The organism is Corynebacterium sp. HMSC061H03, assembly GCF_001838215.1.
GTDB lineage: Bacteria > Actinomycetota > Actinomycetes > Mycobacteriales > Mycobacteriaceae > Corynebacterium > Corynebacterium jeikeium_D.
Map to the genome: position 1 here is coordinate 7634 of NZ_KV836080.1, position 12647 is coordinate 20280.

Genomic DNA, 12647 nt, shown 5'->3' on the forward strand with positions numbered 1-12647 from the left:
CATGATCTCGTCTTCCGTCACCTGCTTGCCCGCCTTGAGGACTACGTAGGCTTTTGGAATCTCCTCGCCGTCGGAGCGAACGACACCACTGCAGGCGGCATCGGCAATATCCGGGTGGCTGAGCAGTACGGACTCGAGCTCGGCCGGCGGAACTTGGTAGCCCTTGTACTTAATCAGTTCCTTGAAGCGGTCGACGATGTACGCATTGCCGTGTTCGTCGAGTTCCGCAACGTCGCCGGTGCGCAACCAACCGTCGATAAGCGTTTCTGCCGTAGCTTCTGGGTTGTTGAGGTAGCCCTTCATGACCTGCGGACCGTAAACCCACAGTTCGCCTGGCTTCGAGCGCCCCTCGGAGGGGACTGGAATCTCTTCGAAGCCGTCGGCCTCGAGATCCACGATTTTGTATTGGGTATTCGGCACCGCGCGGCCGATGGAATCCAGCGGGCTATCGTGGCCGATACGGATGTGGGTGGCGGGGGAGGACTCGGTCATGCCGTAGCCCTGGGCGACGACGCAGTCGAGGCGCTTTTCCACCTGTTCTGCGAGATCGAGTTGCAGGGATGCTGCGCCGGAGAAGATCGTCTGCAGACTGGACAAATCGAAGGAATCGACCGCTGGGTGCTTAGCCAAGCCGACAGCGACCGGCGGGGCGACAAATGCGAAATTCACCTTGTGCTCGGCAATAATGGAGAGGAAGTCCAGGAGGTCGAACTTGCCCATGGTGTACTGAGTCGCGCGACGCCACAGCGACAGGTTCAGGAGTGCAGTCAGGCCGTAGATGTGGAAGAACGGCAGGATAGTGGCGGTTGGCGTGTCCTCAGTCAGTGCGGAGGCTGCCGACGCGCCGGCCTGGGCGACGTTAGCGACCAGGTTGCGATGAGTGAGCTGAACGCCCTTCGGTACACCAGTGGTTCCCGAGGAAAATGGAATCACGGCAACGTCATCGGGTGATACCTCGACGTCCGGAGCTGCGTGCCCCTCTGCAAGCAGCTCGCCCATGCCGTGGAGGCCCGTCAGGCCGATAATCATCTCTTCCGGGAGGCCAGCGGCCTCAGCGCCGTTAGCGCCGGCCCAGCCAATCGACGAAGTCGTCAGCATCATTTTGGCGTCAGAGATACGCAGCTGCTTTTCAACGTCCTCGGCAGTTGCCAGCGATGCAACTGTCGTGCAGACAGCCCCTGCGCGCAGGACACCGTGAAGAGCGACCGCGAAGGTTGTCGAGTTGGGGCAGTGGAGAGCCACGACGTCGCCCTTCTTAATCCCACGTGCTGCCAGCGCACCCGCGAACTTCTCAATGCTGGCCTTCAGATCACCGAAGGTGACCTCGGAGCCTGAGTCAACGATTGCAAGCTTGTCCTGGTGACGTGGCTCAATTTCTCCGAAGAGGAACTCAAAGAGTGAGGTCTCCGGGATGTCGATGTCGGGGAGGTTGCTGGAAAGGGGCATGCAGGAAATCGCCTTTCTAATCTTGCGCACGGCTGCCAAGTGCCCTGCTTCATTAGCCTGGTCACTGCAGCAGTGCTGTGTTTCACATCACAATAATGTATTGAATAGTAAAGCGTAGGAGTTTTTCAGAAACTCTATCTAATCCAGCATTACTTCGTGACCTCGGACAGCCCCCTGAATCAGCCTTGGGTCAGCCGCTGCAACGCTCCAGTCGCAATATCCAGGTTGGTCGTCCGCCAGAAGTCCGGCATCGACGCGGCAATCCATGATCCATAGCGTGCAGTCGCTAGACGTGAATCCAGTACCGCAACAACCCCGCGGTCATCGACTTGACGTAGCAGGCGACCAGAACCTTGCGCCATTAGCAGCGCTGCGTGTGTCGCTGAGACCTCCATAAAACCATTTCGGCCAGCGGCATTAGCCGCATCGGAGCGCGCGGACAGCAGTGGATCATCGGGTCGGGGGAACGGGATACGATCGATGATGACACACGATAGCGATGGGCCAGGAACATCGACGCCTTGCCACAGCGTCAGCGTGCCAAACAAACATGTCTGTGGATTAGCGGCGAAGCGATCAACCAAAGCACCGATAGAGTCATCGCCTTGGCACAGGACGTCGTAAGGCAGGCGCTTACCCATCTCCTCCGCCGCGGCTTCAGCGCCACGGCGAGAAGAAAACAGCCCCAGCGTTCGTCCACCAGCGGCACGGATAAGGCGCTCCATAATCGCGAACTGCTCTGGCGTGGCGCCATCGCGTCCGGGGCGTGGCAGATCGCGTGCGACGTAGAGGATGCCAGACTTCTGCGGGTCAAAGGGCGTGCCGACGTCCAAGCCATCCCACCCGCCGGAGGGAAGACCCCAGGCAGCGGCCATAGCATCGAACTTGCCGCCAAGAGCAAGTGTTGCTGAGGTCAAAACGACGGTGGATTCGCTGAAGAGGCGTTCGCGAAGCAGTGCTGCGATGGATAGGGGAGCGACATAAACCGTCTTGTTCTCGCCAAGCCATACGACATCGTCGCTGCTGAACTCTAGAATCCGGACGACAGTGTCGTGCATATTCTCCACGGCTGCGCGGACGGTCTGGCGCTCAGTGTTGTCAGAGTCGGAACCCGAACCACCGGAGCCCGCCCCGCCGGAGCTGCCTGAGCCAGAGGTGCCCAGCGTGGTCTGCAGTTGCCACAGACTATCGCGGAGCGAAGCTAGCGCCGCTCCCAGCTCACCGGGAATTTCTTCGAGTGCGCCGCTGTAGGCGTCGGCAAGCAATGCGACGGTCTCGCCGAGCAGATCCGTGGCATCGGTGACATCATCGACCTGCTCTGCGGCGCCGAATTTGCGGGCGCGCCGGGCCATCATGGTGATACCGGCGGGGGAGAGCTCGTCGGTGGCAACAGAGGTGATCCGGCCGTCGAGCTCGTGAGCCTCGTCAATGACAACGCAGTCGTGCTGCGGCAAGATCATGGCGTCGGAGAGCGCATCGATGGCCAACAGTGCGTGATTGGTGACAACGATGTCGACGTTGGAGGCCTCGCGGCGGGCTTGTTCGGCGAAACACTCCTCGCCGAAAGGGCAGGAAATGGCACCGACGCATTCGCGAGCCGTGACGGAGACCTGCCGCCAGGCTTCGTTGGAAACGCCCTTGTCCAGGCTGTCGCGGTCGCCGGTGTCGGTGTCATTGGCCCACTCGCGTAGCCGCATGACCTCGGCAGCGGTTCGACTGAGCTGTGCTTCGCTGAGTAGAGCGGTTGGGCCGCCCATACCGGTCGGCTCGGAGTCATCACCGTCCATGACGGGATCTTTGATGACATTTCCGGCCTTGGACTTGCACAGGTAGTTCGAGCGGCCTTTAAGGATTGCGAAGGTTGGCGTGCGGGACAAGTGTGGCTCTAGCGAACTGACTAGCCGCGGCAAGTCGCGTTCGACCAGCTGGCGTTGCAGCGCAATGGTCGCCGTGGAAACGATTACCGACTCGTCGGACTCCATTGCTTGCACAATGGCGGGCACCAGGTAGGCCAGTGACTTACCAGTACCGGTACCGGCTTGTACCGCTAGGTGTCGCTCGCGCGCAAAGGCGGAGGCCACCGACCGGGACATTTTGACCTGATTCGGGCGAGTTGTTCCGCCGAGTCCCTTCACTGCTGCATCGAGAAGAGCTTCGATGCTGTCCGAGTCATGGACGCTGGCTCTCGGCGAAGCTAGCTCGTCAGCATCGTCAACATCGTCAAAGTCCTCAAAGCCGTCCGATAGCTCTGCAAAATCTGCGTGCTCGGGAGTATCCGACACAGTTCCCCCGCCGCCTAAACGCCGTGAAAACGGACGGACAGTACCGGCTCGTCACGGGAAAGTGCGAGCCCCTCCCACGGGAGGCTGACCAGCGCCTTAACCAAGTGATCGCGGGACTCTTCCAAGGTCGGTAGGCCATCGACGACCTCGCCATCGCGCATCATCGGAATGGTTAGATCGCGGTAGTGCAGGTTGCCCACATCCGGGATTTCCGAGCCGAGCGGGAAAGCGATTTCCTCCACGGCGGTACCGGAACGGCGGCAGGTACGAATCGCCGCCTTCACGCCACCGTGGCTTCGCTTGTCCAACGAGCGCTTGGCGACGGGCACTCCATCAACTTCGACCATCTTGTAGACCAGTCCCGCAGTCGGTGCGCCGGAGCCAGTGACTACAGAGGTGCCCACGCCGTAGACATCGACCGGCTCGGCCCTCAGCGCCGCAATGGCGAACTCGTCGAGGTCAGAGGACACTACGATGTTGGTGTTGTGTGCGCCCAGCGAGTCCAGCTGCTGACGCACCTGGCGAGCGAGAACTCCGAGGTCACCGGAGTCAATACGTACACCGCCGAGTTCCGGCCCCGCGACCTCAATGGCCGTATTGACGCCCTCGGTGATGTCGTAGGTATCCACCAACAAAGTGGTGTCGGTCCCCAGCGTGTCAATCTGAGCTTTGAAGGCTGCAGCCTCGTTTGTCGTGCCATCTGGGTTGGTGTGTAACAGAGTCCACGCGTGCGCAGCGGTACCGGAGGCTGGGATGTTGTACCGTGCCGCTGCCTCCAAGTTGGAGGTGGCGGTAAAACCTGCCAGGTAGGCGGCGCGGGCAGCGGTCACAGCTGCTTCTTCATGAGTACGACGCGAACCCATTTCAATAATCGGGCGCCCACCGGCAGCCGTGACCATTCGGGTCGCTGCCGAGGCAATGGCGGAGTCCGCATTGAGAATGGAGAGAATAACAGTCTCCAAAATGACACACTCGGCGAAAGTGCCCCGCACAGTCAAAATGGGCGAGGCGGGGAAGTAGAGCTCTCCCTCCCGGTAGCCGTCGACTTGGCCGCTGAAGGAATAGTTACGCAGGTAATCCAGCGTCCGGTCGTCGAGGAAGTCCAGCGAAGCCAGCTGTTCCTCGGTGAAGCGGAAGTTGCGGATAGCATCCAATACACGCGCTGTCCCAGCGACAACGCCATAGCGGCGCTCATTCGGCAGACGACGGCCAAACACCTCGAAGGCGACCTGGCGCTCGCCGGATCCGTCGGCAAGCGATGCCTGCAGCATCGTCAGTTCGTACTTATCGGTGAGAAGGGCGGTGGAGGAATGCTTATCAATCACGGTCAATAGTCTAGTCGGCTGAAGCTGGCCGGGGCAGTCGGTTCCGGCGAGCGCGCGCCACTCCGTACTATCCTGGTGCCTATGAGCATGCCAGCAGCAACACCGATGCCCACTATGGATGCCGATGTCGTGACGGAATCGAACCGACCCTGGCAGTGCATTGTGTGGGATGACCAGGTTAATTCGATGAGTTATGTCACCTACGTGTTCCAGATGCTCTTCGGCATGGACCGAAAGAAGGCGCACGCGCTGATGATGACGGTTCACACGGAGGGTAAGGCAATCGTGTCTTCCGGTGAGCGTGACAAGGTGGAGGCCGATGTGAAGAAGCTCCACAAGGCGGGCTTGTGGGCAACAATGGAGCAGGCTGACTAAGCCGATATTCGACAGCGGGAGAGAATTTACATGCGTCCTTGGAAGCGCAAGCGATCCCTTCTCGGCGGTGGCGTCAAGTACGTCACGGCTTTTGAAGGCACGGAGCGGGATTTGCTGCTGAATCTGGCTGCTACTGTGGCGGACTCGCTGATGGAGCGAGCCCGGTCGGCGCCGAAGGATGAGCTCGCGGAAATGACGGGAATGCCCGTCGGACACTCCGAGGCCCCAGCCGATCCTAAGCTTGCGCGACTGTTGCCGGACTTCACCAAGCCGGGTGAGGAGAGCGTGGAGGGGGAAAACGCCCTCATGCGCCAGCTGCATGAGTCGGAGATTGTAGAGAGCAAGCTCCATTCCCTGCGTGCGATTATCGACGCACTGGAGCCCGCCGAGTCGGGGCAGGTATCCATTTCGGAAAGCGATGCCCATGCCTGGGTTGCAGGAATCAATGACCTACGTATTTACCTGCACGTTTCCATGGAGAACCTCAATGGCTCCATCGAGCAGATTGAGCAGACCGACGCGATGTACCAGTGGCTGTCCTACAACCAAGAGTCACTGCTGGATCAGCTTATGGGTGAGTAACGAATCCGAGCAAAACCCCGAAAGATGCAGTAATCAACTGAGGCTAACTGCCATGAACTGTGGTGAAAGGTGCCGTAGTCGACAATGAATTCTGAGATTTTCGCAATCAGCCCCACCGACATTCGACACCAAGCCAGCAGTGCTGCGCTGGGCACGAGCATCGACATCGGCGCAGGCTGTCTCGACTCCATCGACGGCATTTCCATCGGCCATGCTGCTGAGGGGGATACCGGAGTTACCGTCATCGCCGCTCCAGGCGGTGCGATCGGCGCTGTCGATGTCCGCGGCGGTGGGCCGGGCACTCGCGAGACCGACCTGCTCGCACCGGAGAATACCGTCGAACGCGCCCACGCTGTCGTTTTGGCTGGCGGCTCCGCGTACGGCCTCGCAGCTGCCGACGGAGTTATGCGTGAACTGCGCGACCGCGGCATTGGCTTTGAGGTCACTCCAACTCGTCCGGATATCCTCGTGCCGATCGTCCCCGGTGCTGTCATCTTCGACTTGCTGTTGGGGGAGCCGACGCTGCCCACCGCCGAACTCGGGCGCGAGGCGTTGTCTCACGCGCTTGACGACGTCCCGGAGGACACTCCCTCCGGCACAGTAGGTGCCGGTGTCGGCGCTATGGCCGGGGCAATCAAGGGAGGTTTTGGACAAGCCCGTGTGACCTCCGCCGATGGTAAGTACTTTGTGGCTGCCGCAATGGTGGTCAACTCCTTTGGTGCGGTCATTGACCCGGAGGGATGCCTCTACGGAATGCCAGTGGCAGTCGGTGCCAGCAAGGACGCATTGGCGCAGCTGGATCAGGTTTTCGTCGGAAGAACCAAGATTCTCGCCAATGTGGGTGGCGACGAGGAATCGTCGGCAAGCACGCGAAACACAACGATTGGCACGTTGATAACCAATGCGCCTGTGACAACTGCGCAGTTGAAGCGGTTGGCGATGTGCGGTCATGATGGGCTGGCGAGAGCGATTCGGCCGGCCCATGCGCCGATGGACGGTGACACGCTGTTTGCACTCAGCTCGGCCGAGGCAGCGGATAGCGAAAACGCTGAACCCGTGGGCTCGGATGTGGTGGCCCTGTTGGCTGCGATGGCGGCCGATGCGGTGCAGATGGCTATTGTCGATGCCGTGATGAGTGCAACGGGGCGCGCGGGAGTATCCGCGCTGTCAGAGATGCTGGACAAGTAGTGAGGGAAGTTCGCCAATGAATCCGCAATGGAGCTCGGGACAACAGCAGAATTACCAGAACTATGCGCAGTACCCGATGGGCGGTCCCGTGCAGACGCGGCGGAATAATCAGATTGTTCCGCAGGATCGCGACGGCGGGCTCGGGGCGGCCATCAGTACGGCTATTGGGTACCTGGTACTTATCTGGACGGTCTTTCTTGTCAACGAATTCATCTTTGGTGGAGCGCTGAACAACTTCGGTGTGCGCCCACGCGAAACCTCGACGCTGTGGGGAATTTTGACCGCACCGCTGCTGCACGCAGATTACGGGCACATTGTGGCGAACTCTCTGCCCGGGGCGTTGTTCGCCGGTTTGATTGCAATGTCGTCGAAGCGGCTATTTTGGCAGGTCACGCTCTTGATTACGGTCGTTGGTGGCGGTCTGACATGGCTGGTCGGCGGTGTAAATACCGTCCACATCGGTGCGTCCGGCCTGATTTACGGCTGGCTGGCGTTTTTGGTCGTACGCGGTTTTGTGAACCGTCGGGTGATGCAGATTATTTTGGGCGTGATTCTGGCATCGATGTATTCGGGTCTTATCTGGGGAGTGCTGCCAACACAGATGGCTGTTAGTTGGCAGATGCACCTCTTCGGTGGGCTTGCGGGCATCTGGGCTGCGGTGATGTTTAAGCGCGGTCGTGCGCGTCGCTAAAAGTGTTCGCTAAGAGTGCACGTCGCTAAAAGCCCGAGATGCGCGACATCAGCTCCTGGCGGAATCGGCCTAGAATAGGAGCTTCGGTGTTTGTCCAACGATATGAGGAGTCCAGATAGCGGTGGGAGCAGGAGCAGAAACTCAGGCAGTCGATCAGCTGACAGCGCAGGATAGCGGCTTCCCTGACCGAACAGCACCGATTGGCATCTTTGACTCCGGCGTCGGTGGGCTGACAGTGGCGCGTGCCATCATGGATCAGCTGCCGCACGAGTCGATTATGTACATCGGCGATACTGCCAACGGCCCTTACGGCCCGCTTCGCATCGCCGAGGTCCGTCAGCACGCTGAAGCGATTGCCGATGAACTGGTTGCACGCGGCTGCAAGATGATAGTCATTGCCTGCAACACTGCTTCGGCCGCATTTTTGCGTGATGCCCGCGAGCGCTACCCAGTCCCAGTAGTCGAGGTCATTCTGCCCGCCGTGCGCCGTGCGGTCTCGACCACCAGGAACGGAAAAGTCGGCGTAATCGGTACCGCCGCCACAATTCGCTCCCGTGCTTACCAAGATCTCTTTGATGCGGTGCCCGGCGTGGATGTCTCCGCGGTCGACTGCCCGCGATTCGTAGACTTTGTCGAGCGAGGAATCACCTCCGGTCGCCAGATCCTGGGACTTGCAGAGGGCTACCTCGCGCCGTTGCAGGCGGATGGTGTGGACACCCTCGTGCTGGGCTGCACCCACTATCCGCTGCTGTCTGGTGTGATTCAGCTGGCCATGGGGGAGGACGTCGCCCTAGTGTCCTCGGCGGAGGAGACGTCGAAGGATGTTCTGCGCATTCTCACAAAGACTGACATGCTCGCTGACCCGGAGAGTAATCCGAACCCTGTGCGCACATTTGAATCCACTGGAGATCCGCAAGTTTTTGCATCACTGGCAAAGCGCTTCCTCGGGCCGGGTATTAGCCAGGTCACTATGCATTCCCAAATGTGACCTTTCTTATTAAACCCAGACACTCCATTGGTTTTTGCTCTTTTTTAGTCAATTACATGGCAAGCTTGAAGTATGCGATTGAAGGTTCTGGGATGTACGGGCAGCATGGGCGGCCCATCGGCGCCAGCATCTGGCTACTTCATTGAGCTGGATAACGGTCGAACCTTTGTCATGGATTTGGGTCCCGGTGTCCTCGCCGAATTGCAGAAGATCTCTGATCCTGCAGCTTGCGAGTTGTTACTAACTCATGTGCACCCAGACCACACCGCAGACATTCCAGGGCTGCTCGTCTGGCGTCGCTTCCACCCGACAGCCCCGGCGAGTTCCCGGAATCTCCTGGTTGGCCCCGGAGACATTCACGACCGGATAGGCACCATGTGCAAAGCACTGGGAAGTGAAGAAGATGCCAACCTGGAAGACACTTTTGACCAGGTTGTGAGTAACCCCGGTGAGCCACTGCTAGTCGGTGGGGGCGAAGCGGACGGAGGCGCCGTCGTTACGCCGTATAACATGGTCCACCCGGTGCCAGCTGTTGGATACCGCATTGAAGCAGATGGCCTGACTATTGCATACACCGGAGATACTGCGTGGACCGATGAACTGGTGGAGCTGGCGCGGGATGCGGATATCTTCATCTGTGAAGCCACTTGGTGCAGCAACGAAGAGGGCACCCCGCCGGACATGCACCTGACGGGCTATGAGGCCGGAAAGGCAGCGACGCTGGCGGGGGTTAAGAAGCTGGTGCTGACTCACATTCCGCCATACGCCGACGGTGAAGAAGCACTACGTGCTGCGAAGAGTACCTTTGCCGGTGACGTTGAATTGGCCTACCTGGGCATGGAGCTAGGCGGCTAGTCTCAGCGATTACCGGGTTTCCGTACAGCTGTCGCACCGCGTTCGCGCCGGGCGGTAGGGTAGTTGGCATGACTACAGCTAATTCCGATTTTCGCCGTGCCGATGGACGCGCGGTTGATGAAATGCGCAAGGTAACCATCACTCGCGGCTTCACCGACAATCCGGCCGGTTCTGTGCTGGTTACTTTCGGCAATACGCGTGTGATGTGCACCGCTTCCGTTGAGCAGTCGGTGCCGCGATTCAAGCGTGACTCCGGCGAGGGCTGGTTGACCGCTGAGTACTCCATGCTGCCGGCCTCTACCCATGAGCGCATGCCCCGCGAATCGATGCGCGGCAAGGTCAAGGGGCGCACTCACGAGATTTCCCGTCTAATCGGTCGCTCGCTTCGCGCAGCTATCGACTTGAAGGAACTCGGTGAGAACACCATCAACATCGACTGTGATGTTCTGCAGGCGGATGGTGGTACCCGCACCGCCTCCATCACCGGTGCGTACGTCGCGCTGGCTGATGCCTTGACATACCTGCATGCAGCAGGTGCAGTTCCGGGCACTCCGCTGAAGGCACCAGTCGCAGCTGTTTCGGTCGGCATTATTGACGGCCGTGTCTGCCTGGACCTGCCTTACGAGGAGGACTCGCGCGCTGAGGTCGACCTCAACGTGGTGATGACCGCAGAGGGCAAGTTCGTCGAAATCCAGGGCACTGGCGAGGAAGGCACCTTCGACCGAGGTCAGCTGAATGACATGCTCGACTCTGCGGAAAAGGGTCTTCGTGAGCTCATCGCCCTGCAGCAGGAAGTTCTGCGTGCGCCGTACCCGGGTGAGCTGCCGTGAAGCTCCTTGTCGCTACCCGAAATTCTAAAAAACTAGTCGAGCTCGACCGCATCCTGCGTGCGGCGGGTATTGATTCGGTGGAGCTTCTTTCGCTTAGCGACGTCCCGGAGTACCCAGAGCGCCCTGAAACCGGTCGCACTTTTGCGGACAACTCCTACATCAAGGCTTTCGATGGTGCGACACACACCGGCTACGCGTGCTTGGCTGACGATTCGGGGCTCAGCGTAGATGAGCTAAACGGTATGCCGGGTGTGCTCTCGGCGCGCTGGTCCGGCACTCACGGAGACGATGTCGCTAACTACGAGCTGCTGCTCGCTCAGATGGGGGACTGCCCAGATGAGCGTCGCACTGCGTCCTTCCGTACCGCCTGCGCGTTGGTCGTCCCCGGTGTCAAGGAGGTGCCGTCCGCGCTTGCCGACGGCGGTTTTCCAGCCGTCCTCGATGAAGCCGGTAACCTGCTGCTGGTTGTAGAGGGCCGCTGGCCTGGCTCCATTCTGCGCGAGCCTGTTGGAGACAATGGGTTCGGCTATGATCCGGTGTTCGCGCCCGCAGTTGGAGAGGGCAACGAAGCTGAGGGCACTTTGTCTGCGGCACAAATGAGCGCCGAAGACAAGGACGCTTTTAGTCACAGGGGGCGTGCACTGCGTGCCTTGACTCCGGCGCTGAAAATTCTGGCTGAGGTTGAGGCTAAGGGGTAGCCCTGGGATGAGCCCTCGGGCGAATCCTCGGGCTGTCGAGAGCCCGCTACTTCAGCTGGAAAGCGGTCTCGACTTCCTCACGGCGCTTCTTCTCGACAAAGAAGGAGAGGAACGGGACCACGCCACCGAGCGCGGTGATGATCCACTTTGCTGGTTCCCAGCGGGCCTTGGTCCCCAGATTTACGGTAGCAATGAGGAATGCCATGTAGCCGAAGCCGTGAATCTGGGCGGTGTAGAAGAACCACCGCGGCGCGTCGGCGGAGTTGTCGAGGATGAGGTACTTGTAAATCATCTCGGCACACAGCAAGAGCAGCATCACACCCGTGAAGTAGGCGGTGACGGAGAAGTACGTCAGTGCCTTCTTTACGCGCTCTTGACGATCTGGATTGATGTTGGTCACTAAAAGTCCTTTTCTCGAATAAGCAGTTATCGCCTAGGCGTTGGTGCCAGAGTCCGTCGATTGTGTCTCATCCACACGCTGCACCTTTCGCGAGCCATCTGGGTTGGTCGGCAGGAATTCGTCTGGAATTTCCGTCATGACATCGTCTTTAGCCTCAAATGCGGCCTCGCTATTGCCGCTCAGGCGTTCGCGTTCGTACTCCATGTACTTGCGGTAGGCCCAAATAAAGAACAGGCCGAAAGCGGGCCACTGCAGTGCGTAGCCCAGGTTTTGGAATGAGCTGGTTGTGTTCCACCTGCTGAGCTGCCAGTAGGCGAGTGCAAGAGTGGCGCCGACTGCAAGAGCCAAGAAGATTAGTTGCACCACGCGGGTACGAGTGGGAATCTTCGCTGGCTTGTCAGTGGTATTGGAATGCTGTGAAGTGGACACATAACCACCATAGCTAGTCCGTGACCTGCCAAGCTAGCGTGCTCGCTGGATAAGGCAGGGGATGGGACATTAGGAATTCTGCGGCAAACCCGTTAAAGTGTGTACAGTCCAAATGAGCCGTGAAAGTTCGTTGCGTCTGTAGGTGGCTAATAAGTAGTCCAGGCTTACGGGAATTGCGCGCAGCTGTCATGGACTCAACTTAGGCGCCTGTGGCGGAATTGGCAGACGCGCTGGATTTAGGTTCCAGTGCCTTAGGGCGTGGGAGTTCAAGTCTCCCCAGGCGCACAAAGCCTAAGGCCAGGCAGTGTTTTACTGCCTGGCCTTTGGTGTTTTTAGAGGTAGCTTCCTGCTTAGGGTGCTACTTAACCGCCAATGCAAGTTACTGACTGCGTTTATGGCTGGTGACGGTGGGTCATTGCAAGTTACTGACCCCGCTTATGGCAAAAATGGCCCGAAAAATGGCCCAAAAGTGCCATAAACTCGCACAGTTTCATATTTGCAGCCCGTACGGCAAACGCCACGGTTCCACGTTTCCAGACAAGCTAAACGCGCTTGCAT

General features: G+C 59.3%; 13 protein-coding genes and 1 tRNA gene. 9 read left to right on the plus strand and 5 right to left on the minus strand.

Annotation, left to right across the window (positions count from 1 at the left end):
* From HMPREF2787_RS08565 to HMPREF2787_RS08575, 3 genes are all read right to left on the minus strand, one after another.
* A partial coding sequence (locus tag HMPREF2787_RS08565) for an AMP-binding protein (protein WP_070859005.1) occupies positions 1 to 1446 on the minus strand: 1446 nt, incomplete at its 3' end.
* Between the two features lie 179 nt (positions 1447 to 1625).
* Complete coding sequence (locus HMPREF2787_RS08570) at positions 1626 to 3605, minus strand: ATP-dependent DNA helicase (protein WP_210401210.1); 1980 nt, start codon at positions 3603 to 3605, stop codon at positions 1626 to 1628.
* 137 nt (positions 3606 to 3742) lie between these two features.
* Positions 3743 to 5053: a nicotinate phosphoribosyltransferase gene (locus tag HMPREF2787_RS08575; RefSeq protein WP_070859020.1), complete on the minus strand. Its 1311-nt coding sequence runs from the start codon at positions 5051 to 5053 to the stop codon at positions 3743 to 3745.
* An 81-nt stretch (positions 5054 to 5134) separates the two neighbouring features.
* Here HMPREF2787_RS08575 and clpS point away from each other — a divergent pair, with 81 nt between their 5' ends.
* The 8 genes from clpS to HMPREF2787_RS08615 all read left to right on the plus strand — a co-directional run bounded on the left by clpS (position 5135) and on the right by HMPREF2787_RS08615 (position 11260).
* Positions 5135 to 5428 carry an ATP-dependent Clp protease adapter ClpS gene (gene clpS / locus HMPREF2787_RS08580; RefSeq protein ID WP_005511165.1) on the plus strand — a complete coding sequence of 98 codons (294 nt, stop codon included), beginning with the start codon at positions 5135 to 5137 and terminating at the stop codon, positions 5426 to 5428.
* A 30-nt stretch (positions 5429 to 5458) separates the two neighbouring features.
* Positions 5459 to 6010, plus strand: coding sequence for a DUF2017 domain-containing protein (locus HMPREF2787_RS08585; protein ID WP_070833878.1), 552 nt, complete (start codon positions 5459 to 5461; stop codon positions 6008 to 6010).
* An 84-nt stretch (positions 6011 to 6094) separates the two neighbouring features.
* Positions 6095 to 7198 (plus strand): P1 family peptidase, encoded by a 1104-nt coding sequence (locus HMPREF2787_RS08590; RefSeq protein ID WP_070859007.1) that lies wholly within the window; start codon positions 6095 to 6097, stop codon positions 7196 to 7198.
* Positions 7199 to 7214: 16 nt separating this feature from the next.
* Positions 7215 to 7889 carry a rhomboid family intramembrane serine protease gene (locus HMPREF2787_RS08595; RefSeq protein WP_070859008.1) on the plus strand — a complete coding sequence of 225 codons (675 nt, stop codon included), beginning with the start codon at positions 7215 to 7217 and terminating at the stop codon, positions 7887 to 7889.
* Between the two features lie 121 nt (positions 7890 to 8010).
* Positions 8011 to 8877 (plus strand): glutamate racemase, encoded by an 867-nt coding sequence (gene murI / locus HMPREF2787_RS08600; RefSeq protein WP_371441147.1) that lies wholly within the window; start codon positions 8011 to 8013, stop codon positions 8875 to 8877.
* 72 nt (positions 8878 to 8949) lie between these two features.
* Entirely contained in the window at positions 8950 to 9732 is a 783-nt protein-coding gene (locus HMPREF2787_RS08605; protein ID WP_070859009.1) for an MBL fold metallo-hydrolase, read from the plus strand.
* A gap of 68 nt (positions 9733 to 9800) precedes the next feature.
* Positions 9801 to 10562: a ribonuclease PH gene (gene rph / locus HMPREF2787_RS08610; protein WP_038628017.1), complete on the plus strand. Its 762-nt coding sequence runs from the start codon at positions 9801 to 9803 to the stop codon at positions 10560 to 10562.
* The gene (locus tag HMPREF2787_RS08615) at positions 10559 to 11260 is read left to right on the plus strand and encodes a non-canonical purine NTP pyrophosphatase (protein ID WP_070859010.1); all 702 of its coding nucleotides are present in this window, start codon (positions 10559 to 10561) and stop codon (positions 11258 to 11260) included. The genes rph and HMPREF2787_RS08615 overlap by 4 nt, the downstream gene beginning before the upstream one ends.
* Positions 11261 to 11306: 46 nt before the next feature.
* Here the strand turns inward: HMPREF2787_RS08615 and HMPREF2787_RS08620 are convergent, their stop codons facing one another.
* Positions 11307 to 11660, minus strand: coding sequence for a DUF3817 domain-containing protein (locus tag HMPREF2787_RS08620; RefSeq protein WP_070859011.1), 354 nt, complete (start codon positions 11658 to 11660; stop codon positions 11307 to 11309).
* A 33-nt stretch (positions 11661 to 11693) separates the two neighbouring features.
* Positions 11694 to 12089, minus strand: coding sequence for a hypothetical protein (locus tag HMPREF2787_RS08625; RefSeq protein ID WP_016422268.1), 396 nt, complete (start codon positions 12087 to 12089; stop codon positions 11694 to 11696).
* A gap of 203 nt (positions 12090 to 12292) precedes the next feature.
* On the opposite strand from HMPREF2787_RS08625, the gene HMPREF2787_RS08630 reads away from it, so the two are divergent.
* Positions 12293 to 12374: transfer RNA gene (locus tag HMPREF2787_RS08630), tRNA-Leu, on the plus strand.
* Positions 12375 to 12647 lie beyond the last annotated feature (273 nt).

Bases quoted from the DNA above. Each gene is read 5' to 3' on its own strand.
- HMPREF2787_RS08605 (WP_070859009.1), top strand. From the start codon at position 8,950: ATGCGATTGAAGGTTCTGGGATGTACGGGCAGCATGGGCGGCCCATCG.
- HMPREF2787_RS08590 (WP_070859007.1), top strand. From the start codon at position 6,095: ATGAATTCTGAGATTTTCGCAATCAGCCCCACCGACATTCGACACCAA.
- HMPREF2787_RS08595 (WP_070859008.1), top strand. From the start codon at position 7,215: ATGAATCCGCAATGGAGCTCGGGACAACAGCAGAATTACCAGAACTAT.
- rph (WP_038628017.1), top strand. From the start codon at position 9,801: ATGACTACAGCTAATTCCGATTTTCGCCGTGCCGATGGACGCGCGGTT.
- HMPREF2787_RS08585 (WP_070833878.1), top strand. From the start codon at position 5,459: ATGCGTCCTTGGAAGCGCAAGCGATCCCTTCTCGGCGGTGGCGTCAAG.
- clpS (WP_005511165.1), top strand. From the start codon at position 5,135: ATGAGCATGCCAGCAGCAACACCGATGCCCACTATGGATGCCGATGTC.